At 50.2% G+C, this 17,604-nt stretch carries 20 protein-coding genes; 16 read left to right on the forward strand and 4 right to left on the reverse strand.

Annotation, left to right across the window (positions count from 1 at the left end; all coding sequences use genetic code 11):
- The first annotated feature begins 4 nt into the window (after positions 1–4).
- From rpe to serS, 4 genes are all read left to right on the forward strand, one after another.
- On the forward strand, positions 5–667 hold the full coding sequence (gene rpe, locus AB1I67_RS13815; protein WP_367030445.1) for a ribulose-phosphate 3-epimerase: 663 nt from the start codon (positions 5–7) through the stop codon (positions 665–667).
- The gene (locus AB1I67_RS13820) at positions 664–1,320 is read left to right on the forward strand and encodes a thiamine diphosphokinase (protein ID WP_367030446.1); all 657 of its coding nucleotides are present in this window, start codon (positions 664–666) and stop codon (positions 1,318–1,320) included. The genes rpe and AB1I67_RS13820 overlap by 4 nt, the downstream gene beginning before the upstream one ends.
- A gap of 97 nt (positions 1,321–1,417) precedes the next feature.
- Complete coding sequence (locus AB1I67_RS13825) at positions 1,418–2,008, forward strand: ECF transporter S component (protein WP_367030447.1); 591 nt, start codon at positions 1,418–1,420, stop codon at positions 2,006–2,008.
- A 107-nt stretch (positions 2,009–2,115) separates the two neighbouring features.
- Positions 2,116–3,405: a serine--tRNA ligase gene (gene serS / locus AB1I67_RS13830; protein WP_367030448.1), complete on the forward strand. Its 1,290-nt coding sequence runs from the start codon at positions 2,116–2,118 to the stop codon at positions 3,403–3,405.
- A gap of 327 nt (positions 3,406–3,732) precedes the next feature.
- Here serS and AB1I67_RS13835 read toward each other — a convergent pair whose 3' ends face one another.
- From AB1I67_RS13835 to AB1I67_RS13845, 3 genes are all read right to left on the reverse strand, one after another.
- Positions 3,733–4,557 (reverse strand): MBL fold metallo-hydrolase, encoded by an 825-nt coding sequence (locus AB1I67_RS13835; protein ID WP_367030449.1) that lies wholly within the window; start codon positions 4,555–4,557, stop codon positions 3,733–3,735.
- Positions 4,558–4,580: 23 nt separating this feature from the next.
- Positions 4,581–5,159 (reverse strand): TetR/AcrR family transcriptional regulator, encoded by a 579-nt coding sequence (locus AB1I67_RS13840; RefSeq protein WP_367030450.1) that lies wholly within the window; start codon positions 5,157–5,159, stop codon positions 4,581–4,583.
- Between the two features lie 823 nt (positions 5,160–5,982).
- The gene (locus tag AB1I67_RS13845; RefSeq protein ID WP_367030451.1) at positions 5,983–7,728 is read right to left on the reverse strand and encodes an NFACT RNA binding domain-containing protein; all 1,746 of its coding nucleotides are present in this window, start codon (positions 7,726–7,728) and stop codon (positions 5,983–5,985) included.
- Positions 7,729–8,287: 559 nt separating this feature from the next.
- On the opposite strand from AB1I67_RS13845, the gene AB1I67_RS13850 reads away from it, so the two are divergent.
- From AB1I67_RS13850 to AB1I67_RS13900, 11 genes are all read left to right on the forward strand, one after another.
- Positions 8,288–9,166 carry a YicC/YloC family endoribonuclease gene (locus AB1I67_RS13850; RefSeq protein WP_367030452.1) on the forward strand — a complete coding sequence of 293 codons (879 nt, stop codon included), beginning with the start codon at positions 8,288–8,290 and terminating at the stop codon, positions 9,164–9,166.
- A gap of 18 nt (positions 9,167–9,184) precedes the next feature.
- Positions 9,185–9,814 (forward strand): guanylate kinase, encoded by a 630-nt coding sequence (gene gmk / locus AB1I67_RS13855; protein WP_367030453.1) that lies wholly within the window; start codon positions 9,185–9,187, stop codon positions 9,812–9,814.
- Between the two features lie 43 nt (positions 9,815–9,857).
- The gene (gene rpoZ, locus AB1I67_RS13860) at positions 9,858–10,151 is read left to right on the forward strand and encodes a DNA-directed RNA polymerase subunit omega (protein WP_367030454.1); all 294 of its coding nucleotides are present in this window, start codon (positions 9,858–9,860) and stop codon (positions 10,149–10,151) included.
- 77 nt (positions 10,152–10,228) lie between these two features.
- Positions 10,229–11,566 carry a 30S ribosomal protein S12 methylthiotransferase RimO gene (gene rimO / locus AB1I67_RS13865; protein ID WP_367030455.1) on the forward strand — a complete coding sequence of 446 codons (1,338 nt, stop codon included), beginning with the start codon at positions 10,229–10,231 and terminating at the stop codon, positions 11,564–11,566.
- Positions 11,550–12,092 carry a CDP-diacylglycerol--glycerol-3-phosphate 3-phosphatidyltransferase gene (pgsA, locus tag AB1I67_RS13870; RefSeq protein WP_367030456.1) on the forward strand — a complete coding sequence of 181 codons (543 nt, stop codon included), beginning with the start codon at positions 11,550–11,552 and terminating at the stop codon, positions 12,090–12,092. Before rimO ends, pgsA begins: the two co-directional genes overlap by 17 nt.
- Before the next feature lie 2 nt (positions 12,093–12,094).
- Complete coding sequence (locus AB1I67_RS13875; RefSeq protein WP_367030457.1) at positions 12,095–13,342, forward strand: competence/damage-inducible protein A; 1,248 nt, start codon at positions 12,095–12,097, stop codon at positions 13,340–13,342.
- A 39-nt stretch (positions 13,343–13,381) separates the two neighbouring features.
- The gene (locus AB1I67_RS13880; protein WP_367030458.1) at positions 13,382–14,704 is read left to right on the forward strand and encodes a hypothetical protein; all 1,323 of its coding nucleotides are present in this window, start codon (positions 13,382–13,384) and stop codon (positions 14,702–14,704) included.
- Entirely contained in the window at positions 14,691–15,053 is a 363-nt protein-coding gene (locus AB1I67_RS13885) for a hypothetical protein (RefSeq protein WP_367030459.1), read from the forward strand. Before AB1I67_RS13880 ends, AB1I67_RS13885 begins: the two co-directional genes overlap by 14 nt.
- A gap of 18 nt (positions 15,054–15,071) precedes the next feature.
- On the forward strand, positions 15,072–15,998 hold the full coding sequence (locus AB1I67_RS13890) for a DUF2953 domain-containing protein (RefSeq protein WP_367030460.1): 927 nt from the start codon (positions 15,072–15,074) through the stop codon (positions 15,996–15,998).
- Positions 15,999–16,011: 13 nt separating this feature from the next.
- Complete coding sequence (locus AB1I67_RS13895) at positions 16,012–16,419, forward strand: GerW family sporulation protein (RefSeq protein ID WP_367030461.1); 408 nt, start codon at positions 16,012–16,014, stop codon at positions 16,417–16,419.
- Between the two features lie 95 nt (positions 16,420–16,514).
- Positions 16,515–16,652 carry a hypothetical protein gene (locus tag AB1I67_RS13900; protein WP_367030462.1) on the forward strand — a complete coding sequence of 46 codons (138 nt, stop codon included), beginning with the start codon at positions 16,515–16,517 and terminating at the stop codon, positions 16,650–16,652.
- 93 nt (positions 16,653–16,745) lie between these two features.
- Here the strand turns inward: AB1I67_RS13900 and rpmB are convergent, their stop codons facing one another.
- Entirely contained in the window at positions 16,746–16,931 is a 186-nt protein-coding gene (rpmB, locus tag AB1I67_RS13905) for a 50S ribosomal protein L28 (protein WP_118533668.1), read from the reverse strand.
- 304 nt (positions 16,932–17,235) lie between these two features.
- Between rpmB and AB1I67_RS13910 the strand changes: the two genes are divergently transcribed.
- Positions 17,236–17,592 carry an Asp23/Gls24 family envelope stress response protein gene (locus tag AB1I67_RS13910; RefSeq protein WP_367030463.1) on the forward strand — a complete coding sequence of 119 codons (357 nt, stop codon included), beginning with the start codon at positions 17,236–17,238 and terminating at the stop codon, positions 17,590–17,592.
- Positions 17,593–17,604 lie beyond the last annotated feature (12 nt).

A 17,604-nucleotide genomic window follows, 5' to 3' on the forward strand; every position in this document is an offset into this window, starting at 1 on the left:
GGAGATGTATATATTGGCACCGTCAATTCTGGCGGCAGATTTTAAAAAGCTTGGTCAGGAGGTGGAACTGGCGGCCCGCGAGGGCGCGCAGTATATCCATATCGATGTGATGGACGGGATGTATGTGCCGAGTATTTCTCTCGGTATGCCGGTGATCCAGAGTATCCGTCCCTGCACGGACCATTTCTTTGATGTGCATATGATGGTGGAAGAGCCGGCCCGCTATGCGGAGGATATGAAGAAGGCGGGGGCAGATTTACTGTGCGTCCACCAGGAGGCATGCCGTCATCTGGACAGGACCTTAAGTCTTATAAAGAGTCTGGGGATGAAAGCCGGCGTGGCGCTGAACCCTGCGACCCCGGTGGAAACTCTGGACTGTATCCTGGACCAGGTGGACATGGTGCTTCTCATGACTGTGAATCCGGGCTTTGGGGGACAGAAATTCATTCCATATACGTTGGAAAAGATACGCAGGCTGCGCAGTATGCTTGATGAGCGTGGATTGGATACAGATATTGAGGTGGACGGCGGCATCAGTCTTTTAAATGTGAGGGAAGTCATGGATGCGGGAGCTAATGTGATCGTGGCAGGATCGGCGGTGTACGGCGGCGATACGGCAGCTAATATCCGGGCATTTTTAAAGATATTTGAGGAAGCGGAAAAATGAAGACATGCCTGATCGTGACGGGGGGAAAGCTGGATATAGCTTTCGCCCGGTCTTTTTTAGAAAAAGAAAAATTTGACAGGGTGATCGCTGTGGATGCAGGACTGGAGGCGGTGGACGCCCTGGGCCTTGTACCGGACTATGTGGTGGGGGATTTTGATACAGTGTCCGGCCCTGTGGTGGAGCGCTACCGGAAGCTGCCTTTTATTGTGTGGGAGCAGCATAAGCCGGAGAAGAATGAGACAGACACGGAACTGGCGCGGAGCCGGGCGCTGACTTTAGGCTGCGGCAGGATCGTATTCCTGGGAGCCACAGGCGGGCGTTTGGATCACATGCTGGGCAATCTCCACGCTCTGTATGCCTGCATGGAGAGTGGCATCGAGGCGTATCTGATCGATCCGCAGAACCGTATTTCTTTGCTGGATGAGGGAAAAACCTTCTATAAAACTTCCCTGTGGGGGAAATATATATCGTTTTTGCCCTATACAGAGGAGGTGAAGGGAATCACTCTGACAGGTTTTAAGTATCCACTCTGTAAAAAGGATATCCGAAGAGGACAGGAGGTCGGACTGTGTATCAGCAATGAGCTGGCGCGGGAGACTGCCGTTCTGGAATTTGATGAGGGAATCCTGATCTGCGTTGAGTCCTGTGATTGACAAGACTGGACTGGTTAAAAAGTGATAAACTGGATATTTTAAACAAACCACTTCTGAGTTACACTGAATGCAGCTTAAAAAAGAGGAGTGGTAGATTATGGAAAACAGAACTGGGAAGCAAACTTACAGACTGGCGATGGCGGGACTGATGGCTGCGCTTTGCTATGTGGGATATGCATTTCTTCCGGCACTCAGCGCCGATGGGACAAAGATTCATTTTGGAAATGCATTTGTGGTATTAGGCGCTTACCTGCTGGGCGGCCCATATGGAGGCCTTGCGGGAGCCGTTGGCCTGACGGCTGCGGACCTGGTGGGCGGATATGCGTCTTCAGCGCCGCGGACTTTTATCACAAAACTGCTGATCGGCCTGGTCACAGGGCTGGTGGCGCATAAGCTGGGGCATTTGAGCGAGCAGAAGGAGCCAAAGAAGATCCTTCAGTGGACCGTGCTTGGAGCAGTTGCAGGGCTTGGGTTTAACTGCGTGTTTGAACCGGTCTTGAAGTATTTCTGGTATACAGTCCTGATCCCCAATTCAGACAAAGCGGCAAGTGCGATCAAGGCCCTGGTTGCCCTGACCAGCTACACCACTGTGCTGAATGCGGTCACAAACAGCATCGTTGCGGTAGTCCTGTACAGCGCGCTGCGTCCTGCGCTGAAGCGGGCCGGGATGCTTTTTTCAGTAAAATAGAAAAGGGGCTTTCATTTGCCGGATATTTATAGTATAATTGTGCACAGATTCCAGGGAAACTGTGCACTTTTTGTGCGGAAAATTCCTTAAAATACAGGAGGAAGACCATGTTAGATTTAAAGTTTGTCCGTGAGAACCCGGACATCGTGAAGAAAAATATCGAGAATAAATTTCAGTTTGACAAGCTGCCGCTGGTGGATGAAGTGATTGATCTGGATGCGAAGAACCGCGCTGCCAAGGCGGAGGGCGACAATATCCGGGCGCAGCGGAATAAACTGTCCAAGCAGATCGGACAGCTCATGGCCCAGGGCAAGAAAGAGGAAGCAGAGGCGGTCAAGGCCCAGGTTGCAGCCAACGCCAGCCGTCTGGCAGAGCTGGAAGTGTTAGAGGCAGAGCTTAATGACAAGGTCACGAAGATCATGATGACCATCCCCAACATCATCGACCCCAGCGTTCCGATCGGCAAGGACGACAGCGAGAATGTGGAGATCCAGAAGTATGGCGATCCGGTGGTCCCGGATTTTGAGATCCCATACCATACAGATATCATGAAGACCTTTGACGGCATCGATCTTGATGCGGCAGGCAAGGTGGCAGGCAACGGCTTTTATTACCTGATGGGGGATATTGCAAGGCTGCACTCCTCCGTGATCTCCTATGCCCGTGATTTCATGATCGACCGTGGATTCACCTACTGCGTGCCGCCGTTTATGATCCGCAGCAATGTGGTGACCGGCGTAATGTCCTTTGCAGAGATGGACGCCATGATGTACAAGATCGAGGGCGAGGATCTGTACTTGATCGGTACCAGTGAGCATTCCATGATCGGTAAGTTTATTGATACGACGATCCAGGAAGGAGACCTTCCCAAGACACTGACCAGCTACTCTCCGTGCTTCCGCAAGGAGAAGGGCGCCCATGGCATTGAGGAACGCGGCGTTTACCGCATCCATCAGTTTGAAAAGCAGGAGATGATCGTAGTCTGCAAGCCGGAGGATTCCATGCTGTGGTATGATAAGCTGTGGCAGAACACGGTGGATCTGTTCCGGTCCTTAGATATCCCGGTACGCACTCTGGAGTGCTGTTCTGGTGATCTGGCGGACTTGAAGGTGAAGTCTTGTGACGTTGAGGCATGGTCCCCGCGCCAGAAGAAGTATTTTGAGGTGGGTTCCTGTTCTAATCTGGGAGATGCCCAGGCGCGCCGTTTGAAGATCCGCGTGGACGGCGGGGAGAATGGAAGGTATTTTGCCCATACGCTTAACAACACGGTTGTGGCTCCGCCGCGGATGCTGATCGCGTTTTTGGAGAACAATCTTCAGGCGGACGGGACCGTGAGGATCCCGGAGGCGCTGCGTCCGTATATGGGCGGGATGGAAGCGATGGTTCCGCGTAAGTAGGCTGCGGGGGGAAACGTCCGGAAATGGGCGCAGGGAATGCAAAAAAGGTGCGATGGCTGTTTGTCGTCGGCGGGGAATCCTAACCTTCCGCCAGCGCCAATCATGTGGGACCGGTGACAGTCGATGAGAACTCCTGATGGACTTCTCATCTCCGGTCGCCTTTCCGCCTGACGTTGTGCGTCAGGCGGAACCCTCATGATTGGCACTGGCGGAAGCTAAGGATTCCCAGGCCTCCGCAAGACGCCATCGCACTCTTTTTTTGCATTCCCTGCGCCCATTTCCGGACTGTGCCCTGGCGGCCGCTGGGGAGAAGAGCAAGAGCGGTTATTATAGAATGATTTCCATGCCGTCATAGGCAAATGATATATTGTCTAAGGTTTTTTCTAATTGCTGGTAGTAGGCGTAGGATTTGGCCCAGTATTCATCGATGTGTGTGACGATTATGCGGTGTATCCTGTATGTGCGCCTGATTTCTATTATTTCGTCTAAGGTGAACATGTCATCTTTAAATGGAGCTGATTCCAGAGTGGAACCGTCTTTGAGTATGCCATTATCTGACACAAGGCCGATGATTAAAATATCTGCATCGTAGTATAATTCGTTGGGGATGAAGGGTTTTACATCACAGCAGGCGTAGATGACTTTTTTTGTTCCTTCTGTTATGACGTAAAAGGTCATGTTACCGCGATGGGTTTTGTTGTTTACCAGATGCAGTTCGATTGGTCCGATCTGAAAGTGGTTTGTTTTGTTGAGAGTAATGCATTGAAGGATATCTTCATAATAGTGCAGGCCATCACCGTTCCAGGCGTTGATATCGTCTATGACCTCGGGAAGTGCGATGAATGGGATGGGGGTGCCTTTGTCGGTGATGCAGTCGTAGCCTAAAGGCTCTACAATGCGCATGCCTCTTGTGTGGTCAGGGTCTTTATGGGAAATGGAAAGATATTGGATATCGGTGATGCCCTGCCGGTCACATGCTACGGCGATGTCTTCTGGTGTGTCTATGAGCATCTTGATGTCTTCAATATAAAGGCTTGGGCCCAGTCGTTCGTAGCGGCCCCGTTTGATTCGGGCTTCCTCGCAGATGGGACATTTGCAAAATGGGTTGGGGATCAGAAACATTCCGCCGCTCCCGACAATTTTTAACTTCATCTTTTTCACCCCGTAATATTGTATTATTTTACTAACATGGTTCTGATCTGGTTGATCATGCCGATGGGTATCTGATCGTCGTCCAGAGGCATGATACTGTTTAGCATTCTTACGCCCTGGTAAGAGAAAAGCAGCAAATCCACAACGGCATGGATATTGACCGGATGGAATTCGCCGTTTTCAATGCCATACTGGATCAGAGCGGACAGCATAGTTTTAGAATGGTAATATTGCTTCAGCATAGCATTGTTGTCTGATTGCGGTATGCTACTGTAAAACTCGTAGAAAGCAAGTCCTAACGAGCCGCTCCTGTCGAGCATTTCGCACTGGTAGCGGGCTAATAACCCATCCAGGATAAAGGTCGCCGAGAGGCCATGTTCTATCTTTTCGGTAACTTCGTTTTTTATACCTGACATGATTTCATTTATGATATCGGCAAAAATCTGCCGGGTACTTCCATAGTGCATATACAGCCCGCCCCGGCTTAGTCCGGTTGCCTCACAAATATCTTTCATTGTAACGTCTTTAAACCCTTTTTCTACAAATAGTGCAAGCGCTTTTTGCTGTATTGCCGCTTTTGTTAAATCCCCTTTTTTGCCCATAGCATTGTCCTTTGATGTTGATGATTTCCGACATGAGTGTCTGCCTTTTTAATATACGACACTAGTGTCGGAAAGTCAATGAGAAAATGAAGGATCAGGTATCTTTTGTCAACTGTAAATGAAATAATTAGGGGGGAGATATTGCATACGGATCTGCCTGTTTCATTTTACCAGACTGGATGGTCGGTCACAAGTTTTCTGGTAAAATCGGTAGGACATTAGTGGCCTGGCGAAATTTGGGGATCATTAACTGGATGTGGCAGTTTGGAACAAAAAGAGAGCGTTAAATACATACTGGATATTTTTGCAACGGGATAAGCGGAAGGGGGGCATTTGAGGCGTTCATTGAGGATAAAGATAAAAGTTTTTAAACTGCATGAGAGAGGGGATGTTCCGAATCTATGAAGTCCAGTTGAAATGTAAAAAAACACTTTCCTGAGATCTACGGAAGCATAGCGTTTGGAGCTTACATTAAACCTGAAAACTATTTTTCATCGTATATTTTTCGAACAAATGCACTATTAAAAGCCGCAAAGAAAAATGAACTTACAAAAAGAATAAATTTATACCACCGCAGGCAATTAGAGAAAAATAATTATCCTATTCAGGGAATAAAAGATTGTCTTTTTGCGTCGCAAGAAGAATGTGAAAAAGAATGCAACGGAAATTGGTATTACTATTATAAATAATGCAATATGCTGAGGGAGAGTGCAATGCAGTTGCAGATTTCTAAGTGGTAAAAACCGTTTGGGTAAAATAAAATAATGCTCCTGAGAATCCGCAGCTTAAAAATCGTCACTACGGATTTGCAGGAGCGTTTCAGTTATCCAATAATCTCTTCAAGCTCCAGTTTTGGTTCAGCCATCAGGGAATAGTTGGTGTGGTAGATCACAAAGCCGGGGGCGCCGCCTGCGGCTTTTTTCACGTGCTTGCGCTGGATATAATCGATCTCCACCTTTTCATTCCCACGTCCTTTAGAATAATAGGCAGCCAGGGAGCCGGCCTCCTCAAAGGTGCGGTCCGGCAGTTCTTTTCCTTCTGTACGGACCACTACATGGGAACCGGGGATCCCCTTGGCGTGGAACCACCAGTCGTTTCCATTGGCGGTCTTGAAGGTAACCTCCTCGTTCTGGTAATTGTTCTTGCCCACATAGATGTCGAACCCGTCAGAGGAGCGGTAATGGTAGGGGCGGCTGGTGATCTTCGGCTTTTTGCTGCCAAATGCACGTTTTTTGATAAAACCGTACTCCATCAGCTCTTCCTTGATCTGAACCAGGTCTTCCTCCTTCACAGCGATGTCCAGGGCGGCACTGATAGATTCCAGATGGTCAATCTCCTGTTTTGTCTCCAGAGTCAGGTCACTTAAAGCCTCAAAGGTGCGCTTCAGTTTATTGTATCTGCTGAAATATTTCTGGGAATTTTCCTTTGCGTTCAGCTGGGGGTCTAGAGGGATCTTTACCTCTTCATTGGTGTAATAGTTGATACACTGAAGTTCTTTTTCCCCACCGGACAGCTCATAACCATAAGCATTTAAAAGCTCCCCGTAAACCTTGAACCGGTCCCGTTTTTCCGTATCCTTCAATTGTCTGAGCTGAAGATCGTATTTTTTGTAGTTCCGTTCCAGTGCTGTCTGCACGATCCTGCGCAGATCTACGGATTTCTGACGGATACGGGTGATCACGCTCTTTTCCGCGTAATAGGCATCCAAAAGTGCGCTGATGGAATCAAAAGCTTTCGCTTCACAATTTCCGCCTTCATAACAGGTCAGCGGCACAGAGGCGAATTCCACAGGCTCCCCATTCCTGTAGATGATGTTGGGAGAAAAACGTCCCTCCCGCACATCCTCCATCATCAGAGAAAACATACGATACAGATGGGTCAGCTCCGCCTCGGACAGTTCATTTGCCGAATGGTCCCCGTCGATGGATGCCAGATGGCAAAGCTCCGTGCCGATGATCGGGCTGATCCCGGTCAGCTTCTGATACAGCGCCTTTTGCACCGGCGCGGGAGTTCCATGGATCAGTGCGGCAAACTCCTCCTGGGTGATGGTAAGCGGATCCATCTTGTCAGAGGTCTGCGGGATAAAATAGGGGCGCCCCGGAAGCACCTCCCGGACAGAACTGACCTGAGCAGAAATATGCTTAATGCTGTCTAATATTGTCCCATCCTCCTTACAGAAGATGATATTGCTGTGTTTTCCCATAAGCTCCACGATCAGAAGCTTCCTGCAAAGATCGCCCATCTCATCCAAATGCTCAATCTCAAACTGGATGATACGCTCCAGCCCCGGCTGGCTCACCCTGACGATGCGCCCGGTCCCAATATGCTTTCTGAGGAGCATACAGAAGTTGGGCGCGGTCATAGGGCTCTGCTTATTCTTCTCCGTAAAATACACAAGCGGCAGGCTGGCGCTGGCAGAGACAGACAGCCTCAAGGTTTCTTTATTATTTTTCACCGTAAACAGAAGCTCGTCCTTCTCCGGCTGGGCAATCTTATTGATCTTACCGCCCGTTAACTTCTGCCTGATGTCGTGTGTCAGATTTGCAATCACAATTCCGTCAAATGCCATATACTGTACTCCTTATTCTTCCGGACAATCCACGCTGTCCGCATAAAACCGATTATACAGGATAGCCGGACGTTTTACAAGTTTATTCATAGTTCATACAGTTCAATACAGTGTCAATACAGTCCAAGACTATTCAACACCTCCGAGTTTTTTCAGTTTTTCCTGGCTTTTCATATCTTACAAAGCCAAACCCTCACCTTTTTGCACCTGTGCCAGGAAATTTGCTGAGTTTCCGCATTTGGGGGGCGCGGTTGGGCAGAACGGTTTTGGTGACTTTGCAGGCCATTAGAACCTGTTGGCACGCGAAATTTTCTGTTCTGTCAGGGGAAGGGGTTGTTTGAGTGTAACGAGTTGCCCCTTCCCCTGACAGGCTTTTAAGAAAATTCCGCATGCCTACAGGTTCTTATGGCCGAAACCGGAACCAAAACCGTTCTGCCCAACCGCGCCCCCCAAATGCGGAAACGTCCGCCAACAAATTTCCCGCCAACAAATTTCGTTGACTTGTTTTTCCATTTGACTTATAATGATATTTATCTATGGCAAAGGAGCACGACATCAGATGATTAAGAGTATGACCGGATTTGGGCGGTGTGAGATCGTCACGACAGAATACAAGATTTCCGTAGAGATGAAGGCGGTGAACCACCGGTATCTGGACCTGAGTATCAAGATGCCGAAGAAGTTTAATTTTTTTGAAGCTGGCATCCGCAATCTTTTAAAGAATTATATCCAGCGAGGCAAGGTGGACGTTTTCATCAATTATGAGGATTATACAGATGAGCTGCTCTGCCTGAAGTACAACGGAGCCCTGGCGGCAGAGTATATGGATGCGTTTCAGAAGATGCAGGAGCAGTTTGGCATCGACAACGATGTCAAGGTTTCCATGCTGGCCCGTATGCCGGAGGTGCTGACCATGGAGCAGGCGCCGGAGGATGAGGAGCAGACCTGGAAGCAGCTTTCCACAGCAGTGGAGGAAGCGGCGAAGAAGTTTGTGGAATCCAGGATTCTGGAAGGTGAAAAGCTGAAGGAGGATCTGATCGGCAAGCTGGATTATATGAGCGAACTGGTGTCCTTTATTGAAACACGTTCCCCCGCGATCCTTGGCGAGTACCGCCAGAGGCTGGAGGATAAGGTGAAGGAGCTTTTGGAGAATACCACGATTGATGAAGGACGGATTGCCACGGAGGTGACCATCTATGCGGATAAGATCTGTGTGGATGAGGAGATGGTGCGGCTTCGCAGCCATATTGATGCCACGAAGAAAGAATTGGAGGCTGGCGGCAGCGTGGGACGGAAGCTGGATTTCATTGCCCAGGAGATGAACCGGGAGGCCAACACGACCCTTTCCAAGTCTACGGATTTGGAGATTTCTGACAAGGCCATTGCGCTGAAGACTGAGATCGAGAAGGTACGCGAGCAGATTCAGAATATAGAATGATCAGGAGCAGGTACGATTATGAGCCATAAAGGGATATTAGCTGTAGTTTCGGGTTTTTCAGGCGCAGGCAAGGGGACGCTGATGCGGGAGCTTTTAGCCAGGCATTCCCGGCAGTATGCACTGTCCATTTCCGCGACCACCAGAAAGCCGCGGACAGGAGAAGAGCACGGCAGGGAATACTTCTTTATAACAAGGGAAGAATTCGAGAAGATGATCGAGGCGGACGCCCTGATCGAGCACGCCTGTTATGTAGGGAACTATTATGGAACGCCGAAAAGCTATGTGCTGGAACAGATGGAGGCGGGGAAGGATGTTATCCTGGAGATTGAGATCCAGGGCGCTTTAAAAGTAAAAGAAAAATTCCCGGACACCTTGCTTCTGTTTGTGACGCCGCCCAGTGCCGATGTGCTGGAGCAGAGGCTTCGCGGACGTGGTACGGAGACGGATGAGGTCATCCGTGACCGGCTGAAGCGTGCCGTGGAGGAAGCGGAGTACATGGAGGCTTATGATTATATCCTGGTCAATGACGAACTGGACCTCTGTGTGGAGGAGATGCACCGGCTGATCCAGGCCCAGCATCAAAAGACCAGCCAGAACCTGGAATTTATTGCAGAAATGAAAACCGGATTAAGCCGGTTATCATTATAAAACCATACCTGATGCAGTCTGCATCCCAGAAAGGAGATTTATCATGTTACATCCATCATATACGGATTTGATCAATGTAGTAAACAGCGACGTAGAGCCAGGTGAGCAGCCGGTGGTACAGAGCCGTTATTCGATCGTGCTGGCTACCGCGAAGCGCGCCAGACAGATCATCGCAGGCGAGGACCCGATGGTTGCGGCGTCTGCCGGCAAGAAACCGCTGTCTGTAGCCGTGCAGGAGCTTTATGAGGGCAAGGTCAAGATCGTCGGGGACGATATGGAAGACGAAGACGCGGAGGAAACAGCCGCAGCAGAACAGACAGAAGAGAATCAGGAGTAAGAACATCAGAAGGGAGCAGGGCCGTCTCAGCAGGGTTAAGGAGATGGCTTTTTCCATAGATTAGGAGCTTTGAATTTATGAAGATTATGTGCATTTCACTGGGGTGTGACAAGAACCTGGTAGATACTGAGATGATGCTGGGGCTTTTAAACCGGGACGGTCATACGTTTACGGACGATGAGCAGGAGGCGGACATCATTGTGATCAACACCTGCTGCTTTATCAACGATGCCAAGGAGGAGAGCGTCAATACGATCCTGGAGATGGCGGAGCTAAAGAAGAACGGCAGCTGCAAGGCCCTGATCGTTACCGGCTGCATGGCGGAGCGGTACAAGCAGGAGATCATTGACGAGATCCCTGAGGTGGACGGGATTTTGGGCACCTCCACCTATGACGAGATATCCCATGTGCTGAACCGGGTCCTGGGGGGCGAGAGTGTCAGCTGCTTCCATGGCCTGGACGTACTGCCGGAGGTGGATGCGGAGCGCATGATCACCACCGGGGGTTATTACGCATTTTTAAAGATTGCCGAGGGCTGTGATAAGCACTGCACCTACTGTATTATCCCGAGCCTGCGGGGGAATTACCGAAGCGTCCCCATGGAGCGTCTGCTTAAGGAGGCGGAGCAGCTTGCGTCAAAGGGCGTGCGGGAGCTGATCCTGGTGGCGCAGGAGACGACCCTTTACGGAAAGGATATTTACGGCAAAAAGATGCTGCCTGAGCTGCTCCATAAGCTGGCTCAGATCCCCGGCATCTACTGGCTCCGGATCCAGTACTGCTATCCGGAGGAGATCACGGATGAGCTGATCGAGGCGATCCGGACGGAAGAAAAGGTGTGCCATTATCTGGATATCCCGATCCAGCATGCCAGCGACCGCATTTTAAAGAGGATGGGGCGGCGGACCAGCCAGGCTCAGCTTCGGGAGATGATCGGCAGGCTGCGGAGTGAGATCCCGGACATCGCCCTGCGCACCACGATGATCGCCGGATTTCCCGGAGAGACAGAAGAAGACCATGAGGAAGTCATGCGTTTTGTGGACGAGATGGAGTTTGAGCGCCTGGGCGTATTTGCCTACTCTGCGGAGGAAGACACCCCCGCTGCGACTTTTCCGGATCAGGTTCCGCAGGAGATCAAGGAGGAGCGCCGGGATGAGATCATGGAGCTTCAGCAGGAGATCGCCTTTGACAAGTCCGCGTCCATGGTGGGGCGTGTGCTGGATGTGATGATCGAGGGCAAGGTGGCGGATGAAGCCGCATATGTGGGCCGCACCTATATGGATGCGCCCAATGTGGACGGGTACATTTTTGTGAACAGCGGAGAGCTTTTCATGTCCGGTGATTTTGTCCGGGTCAAGGTGACTGGGTCTTCCGATTATGATCTGATTGGGGAGGTGTACGATGAATTTACCGAATAAACTGACTGTGCTTCGTGTGATCATGATTCCGTTTTTTGTGGTAAGCCTGCTTGCTTTTGATGGGAGCAGCCAGCTTCTGCGCAATGTATCGGCAGCCATCTTTATTGTGGCTAGCCTGACGGATATGCTGGATGGGAAGATCGCCAGGAAATACAATCTGGTGACCAACTTTGGCAAATTCATGGATCCGCTGGCGGATAAATTGCTGGTGTGTTCCGCACTGATCTGCCTGGTGGAACTGAAACAGATCCCGGCGTGGATGGTGATCATCATTGTCAGCCGTGAGTTTATCATAAGCGGATTCCGGCTGGTGGCGGCGGAGCAGGGGATCGTCATTGCGGCCAGCTACTGGGGGAAGTTTAAGACGACGTTCCAGATGCTTGCAGTGATCCTGATGATCGTCAATCTGCCGGCGCTCAAACTGCTGACAACGGTCTTTACCTGGGTGGCCCTGATCCTGACAGTCATTTCCCTGGTGGATTATATTGCGAAAAATCATAAGGTACTTACGGAAGGAAGGATGTAAATATGGTAGTTGAGCTGATATCAGTGGGAACGGAACTGCTGCTTGGCAATATTGTCAACACTAACACGCAGTTCCTGGCGGAGAAATGCGCCCTTCTCGGGCTGTCCATGTATCATCAGGTAGTGGTCGGGGATAACAGGGAGCGGCTGGCGGAGGTGATCCGCACAGCGCTCAAGCGTTCCGATGTGATCATCCTGACCGGCGGCCTTGGCCCTACAGAGGATGACCTGACCAAGGAAGTATGCGCTGAGGTCATGGGCTTCCCGCTGGAGGAGGATGCGCACACCAGAGAGCGGCTGGAACAGTATTTTAAGAACAGTATTTACAAAGAAATTCCGGAAAACAACTGGAAACAGGCGATCATTCCGGTGGGTGCCATCGTGCTGGACAATGGCAACGGGACTGCTCCAGGACTGATCCTGGAAAAGTACGGTAAATCCGCTATTTTGCTCCCTGGACCGCCTTCTGAGCTGTATCCTCTGTTTATGAACCAGGTGTTCCCATATCTGCAGAAAATGCAGCCGGAGGTCATCCGTTCCCAGATGATCAAGGTATGTGGCATGGGGGAGAGCCAGGTGGAGGACAAGATCCTGGACCTGATCGATAAGCAGGGCAATCCGACGATCGCAACCTATGCAAAGACCGGCGAGGTCCATATCCGTGTGACAGCCAAAGCCGCTGACGAGGAGGAGGCGAAAAAGCTGGTCAAGCCGGTGGTGAAGGAGATCAAGAGCCGGCTGGGTGATTATGTGTATACGACCCGGGAGGACGAGACCCTGGAGATGGCGGTGGTGAAGCTGCTTCAGAAGTACGAGCTGACTGTGACGACTGCGGAATCCTGTACCGGAGGTCTGCTGGCAGGCCGGATCGTCAATGTTCCGGGGGCGTCCGAGGTGTTCAATGAGGGGTTCATCACTTATTCCAACAAGGCAAAGCGGAAGAACCTGGATGTGAGCAAGAGCACCTTAAAGAAATACGGAGCGGTCAGTGAGCAGACAGCAAAAGAGATGGCTACGGGCGGCGTGTTCGCTACAGATTCCGATGCCTGTGTTGCGGTGACCGGTATCGCGGGGCCGGACGGAGGGACGGAAGAAAAACCGGTGGGGCTGGTCTATATTGCGACCTACATGAAGGACAAGGTCAATGTGGAGAAGTACCAGTTTAAAGGCAACCGGGCAAAGATCCGGGAGCAGGCGGTTGTGAAGGGGCTGGATCTTCTGCGTCGCTCCATTCTGGATAATTACAGGTAAAAGATACAGATAACGACCAATGACAGGAGGCTTGTGTTTATGGCGCAGAGCTGGAGAAAACAGGCATCCGTGGCATATGGGTATTCCCTGACACGGCTGACACTGAATATGTATATGTTTTATGAAGAAATGCCTCTTACGTACGATGAAAAAAGGCGGGATCAGCAGGAGCTGGATGCCGCTTTCATGGATATGGCCTCCAGATTGGAGGAAGAGGATGTATCTCTGGAGGAAGTGGCTGCCCTCCGGAAAAAGATCAATCTGAAAATGGAGACAGTGATCGCTTTTTCCGATTGTTTCCGGATCTACGAATATGCCCTGAACCGGGTAGAACGCCGTTTTACGGACGGGCTTCCAGTTGTTGACATGCCGGAGGACGAGTTTGTCAGCCGTGTCGTGAACTTCCTGACAGAGGTGAAGGACGCGGCAGTGATGAATCAGCGGATCCAGAATGTGATCAGCCAGCTTCCGGTACGTTTTACCAGGCAGAAATACTACGGCATGGTTCATGATGCCCTGTGTACCTTTATTGGCTCGGATCAGGAAAGCCTGGCAAACGCCATGTACCTGCTGCGGACCAGCGGGATGGCAGAGCTTACGGAAGCGCACAGGCAGGCTTATCCGGAGCTGGAAGCGTTGCTCAAAAAGCTTTCGGAGCTGACCTTTAAGGATCTGACGGCAGATGGTTACCGGGATGCCCAGGCGCAGATCGGACTCGCCGGAGAGCAGCTGTTTGCGCTGTCGGATTACTTCCAGATGATGGAGGAAATGGTCAACGATTTATATGTGATCGGCCTGACCAGGGCAGACGCGGTTCGGGATGCATCGGAGGAGGCCCATGCGTATGGGATCATAAGAGATCTGTGTATTCTGTATTCAGAAGGAAAGCGGGAAATACCGGATTCTGTGGAAGAAAAGCTGTTTGCCTTAGAGGGAACCCAGGAAAATTATTACGAGAAATTCCTTCGTATGGATCCGGCGCCGGAGTACCAGACAGGCGAGGATGAGACGGCATACAAGAGCCGGTGCGTGGAGAGGCTTTTATCCACCAGCGCCTTTGCGCCGCTGGATGAAAAAGAGAGCTGGCGGGAGGACGATGTGGTAACGAGGGAAGACGTGGAGGCTGCATTCGATCGTTTTGTCTCTGGCGTAGACCCGGTGCTTGCGGCCTGCCAGAAGCCGGTCGTGCGTTCGATCATGGCAGCTACCCTTTCCAACTTGCCTTTAAGCTTCCGTTCCCTGGATGAGATACAGGAATATATTAAGAACAGCCTGGGCAGCTGTACGGACAGGGCTGAAAAGGAAACCTGCATGGAGCTGCTGCAGATGCTGATGGAGAGCGAGGATTATGCAATGGTATAACCACTTGTACGTGGGGGAGAAGGCGAAGAGGCGGAGGTTTGCGATCATCCAGGGCATCCGGGAGGAAAGACTTCAGCCTGAGGTCTATGTGATTACACCGCCGCAGAATGGGAATAATATTCTTGATATTTATCCTTCGGCCATGCTGCTGTTGCCGCCATACCGGGATGAGGATTATCTGGTGCTTGGGATCGCAGTTACATACTGGGAGGCGCTGGAGGTCGTGCGGCAGATGGTGGATGATATGTACCGGCAGACCGGCAGATTCGGTTTGGCTGAATTTCTTGAGGTCATGGATGCACGGGAAGAGGACTTTTTGGAGTGGACGCCGCGTGATGAGGAAAAATGATCAGTTAGGATTTGACTTATGTTGGCAATCATATTGGGAATATTGAAATTTATCGGGCTGTTGATCCTGGGCATTATCGGGCTGGTGTTGGCGCTTGTTCTGCTGATCCTGCTGGTGCCTGTGCGTTACCGCGCCCACGGCTCCTATTACGGGACGCTAAAAGGCGCGGCGGGAGTGAGCTGGCTTTTACATATCCTGTCCTGTCAGGTGACATATGATAGAGAACTGGATATATGTGTCCGGGTGTTCGGCATCCGGCTGGGCGGCAGAAAGCGCAGCGGGGAAACGGAAAGCGGGGGTCCGGCTGAAAAGCAGGTTGACATCCCGAAAGATGAAGAAGAAAAGGTTGACCTGGAGGCAGGAAAAACGCCTCTGACGGATGAAAACCAGAGAGATGAAGAACCCCGGAGAAACAAAGAGGTTCGAAATGCTGTAGAGACTCAGGGCGCAGAATCAGCTCAAAGCACCAGGACTACCCGGACGGTTAAAAACACCGAAAAGAAACCTAAGTTTTCTTTCCGAAACCCATTTGAAAAAATCCGGGTTACTTTTCGGAGAATCTGTGGTAAACTGAAAACATTAAAAGATAAAAAAGAGCAGGTTCTTGATTTCCTAAGCCAGGAGGAGAATAAAAACACCTTCCGGCTGCTTAAAAAACAGGTCTTTGCGCTGATCCGCCATATTCTTCCGGGGAAGATAAAGGGGTACATCAAATTTGGTTTTGACGACCCTTACACAACCGGACAGGTCTTAACCTGGATCAGTCCATTCTATGGATTTTACGCGAAGAAGCTTCAGCTGGTCCCTGTGTTTGACGAGCGGGTACTGGAAGGAGAACTGGATCTGAGAGGAAGAATCCGTTTGGGTACGCTGATTGCGATCGCCCTTCGGATGCTGTTTGATAAAAATTTTAGAAGATTGCTGAAAAAATGGCGGGAAGCATAAAGGAGGAGCTAACATGGCAGAGAATCAATTTGCAACGACGGTGGAGGCGCTGTTTAAAGGGATGGACCAGTTTGTCACCACAAAAACGGTGGTGGGAGAGGCTGTGAAGGTGGATGATGCCATCATCCTTCCGCTGGTGGATGTGACCTGCGGCATGGCGGCGGGATCCTTTGCTGAGAATGCCAAACACAACGGTGGCGGCGGCATGAGCGCCAAGATGAGCCCCAGCGCGGTCCTGGTGATCCAGAACGGCGTGACCAAGCTGGTAAATGTCAAGCAGCAGGACGCAGTGACCAAGGTCCTGGACATGATCCCGGATTTTGTGAACAAATTTACCGGAGGAAAGAAAGAGGACATTTCTGAGGAGGCCATGCAGGCAGCTGAGGAAGTGGCAGGCACGGTCCAGGCCGTGGAGGAATAGAGCTTCGATAGATTGAATAGAGTACAGGCCACAGGCATAGTTTTCTGGACACCTGCATATGGTGTATTATAACACCATTTTATCGGGAGGTCTTTATGAAGCGTGTCTGTGGCCTGATGCTTTTTTGTTTCGGAATCGGTATGACCCTGCTTTTATTTATCCCGGAAACCCTGGCAACGCTGGTGTTCATCATCTGTTGTCTGACTCTGGGATATCATTTGTTCTGCTGCTGAAACAGGAGCGGCCGGAACCTTTTTATGAAATGAAAGAAGGCTGCCGCGCCGGCGATATCGCCAGGCGTGACAGCCTTTAAATGGTTGCATCCATTATGCTCTTTCTACTAAGCCGGAACGTAAGCAAGAAGTACACACATACATCTTTTTAGCGCCGCCGTTAACCTTAACTTTTACAGATTTAACGTTTGCTTTCCAGATCGCGTTGGATCTTCTATGGGAATGGCTCACATTATTTCCAAAGTGAGCAGCCTTTTCACAGATTGCACATTTAGCCATGATTGCACCTCCTTAACCGCTACTTGTTTCTTAATTTAGAAACACAACATATGTATGATAACAGAAGTTTTGACATTTGGCAAGCAAAATTTGCATTTTTTCCAAGAAATTTTGGGAAAAATTTTGAACAGACAGATTGGTAAATGATGAAAAACAGGCGGGGGATAAACTTGGAATAGACACAATATCTTGTATGTGGTATACTGGATTAGTTAAAAGATGTCAAGAATTTCAGATATAAGAATACAGGTTATCAAAGATAAAATAATAGTACAGCATGAAAATATAAATGGAGGGGTTCTATATGAAGGGACGCATCAATAACAGGCTTGGTGAAATCCAGATCAACTCCGATGTCATTGCGATGTACGCAGGCATGACAGCGGTAGAATGCTTCGGCATTGTCGGTATGGCGGCAGTCAGCATGAAGGACGGGCTGGTGAAGTTATTAAAGCGGGACAGCCTTGTCCGGGGGATCAATGTGGAGGTGGAGGATAACCATCTGACCATCGATTTTCACGTGATCGTGGCCTATGGGGTCAGTATCTGTGCGGTATCGGACAACCTGATGTCCAATGTCAAATACAAAGTAGAAGAATTCACCGGCATGGAGGTTGACAAGATCAATATCTATGTAGAAGGTGTACGAGTGATAGATTAAGGAGGACCTACC

The sequence above is a fragment of the Clostridium sp. AN503 genome (assembly GCF_040719375.1).
In the GTDB taxonomy this organism is placed as follows: Bacteria; Bacillota; Clostridia; order Lachnospirales; family Lachnospiraceae; genus Brotaphodocola.

Coding starts and splice junctions, on each gene's coding strand:
- AB1I67_RS13885 (WP_367030459.1), top strand. CDS start 14,691: ATGCAATGGTATAACCACTTGTACGTGGGGGAGAAGGCGAAGAGGCGG.
- pgsA (WP_367030456.1), top strand. CDS start 11,550: ATGAATTTACCGAATAAACTGACTGTGCTTCGTGTGATCATGATTCCG.
- AB1I67_RS13840 (WP_367030450.1), bottom strand. CDS start 5,159: ATGGGCAAAAAAGGGGATTTAACAAAAGCGGCAATACAGCAAAAAGCG.
- AB1I67_RS13895 (WP_367030461.1), top strand. CDS start 16,012: ATGGCAGAGAATCAATTTGCAACGACGGTGGAGGCGCTGTTTAAAGGG.
- AB1I67_RS13820 (WP_367030446.1), top strand. CDS start 664: ATGAAGACATGCCTGATCGTGACGGGGGGAAAGCTGGATATAGCTTTC.
- AB1I67_RS13910 (WP_367030463.1), top strand. CDS start 17,236: ATGAAGGGACGCATCAATAACAGGCTTGGTGAAATCCAGATCAACTCC.
- AB1I67_RS13875 (WP_367030457.1), top strand. CDS start 12,095: ATGGTAGTTGAGCTGATATCAGTGGGAACGGAACTGCTGCTTGGCAAT.
- gmk (WP_367030453.1), top strand. CDS start 9,185: ATGAGCCATAAAGGGATATTAGCTGTAGTTTCGGGTTTTTCAGGCGCA.
- AB1I67_RS13835 (WP_367030449.1), bottom strand. CDS start 4,557: ATGAAGTTAAAAATTGTCGGGAGCGGCGGAATGTTTCTGATCCCCAAC.
- AB1I67_RS13890 (WP_367030460.1), top strand. CDS start 15,072: ATGTTGGCAATCATATTGGGAATATTGAAATTTATCGGGCTGTTGATC.
- AB1I67_RS13825 (WP_367030447.1), top strand. CDS start 1,418: ATGGAAAACAGAACTGGGAAGCAAACTTACAGACTGGCGATGGCGGGA.
- AB1I67_RS13900 (WP_367030462.1), top strand. CDS start 16,515: ATGAAGCGTGTCTGTGGCCTGATGCTTTTTTGTTTCGGAATCGGTATG.
- rpe (WP_367030445.1), top strand. CDS start 5: ATGTATATATTGGCACCGTCAATTCTGGCGGCAGATTTTAAAAAGCTT.
- rimO (WP_367030455.1), top strand. CDS start 10,229: ATGAAGATTATGTGCATTTCACTGGGGTGTGACAAGAACCTGGTAGAT.
- serS (WP_367030448.1), top strand. CDS start 2,116: ATGTTAGATTTAAAGTTTGTCCGTGAGAACCCGGACATCGTGAAGAAA.
- rpmB (WP_118533668.1), bottom strand. CDS start 16,931: ATGGCTAAATGTGCAATCTGTGAAAAGGCTGCTCACTTTGGAAATAAT.
- AB1I67_RS13845 (WP_367030451.1), bottom strand. CDS start 7,728: ATGGCATTTGACGGAATTGTGATTGCAAATCTGACACACGACATCAGG.
- AB1I67_RS13850 (WP_367030452.1), top strand. CDS start 8,288: ATGATTAAGAGTATGACCGGATTTGGGCGGTGTGAGATCGTCACGACA.
- AB1I67_RS13880 (WP_367030458.1), top strand. CDS start 13,382: ATGGCGCAGAGCTGGAGAAAACAGGCATCCGTGGCATATGGGTATTCC.
- rpoZ (WP_367030454.1), top strand. CDS start 9,858: ATGTTACATCCATCATATACGGATTTGATCAATGTAGTAAACAGCGAC.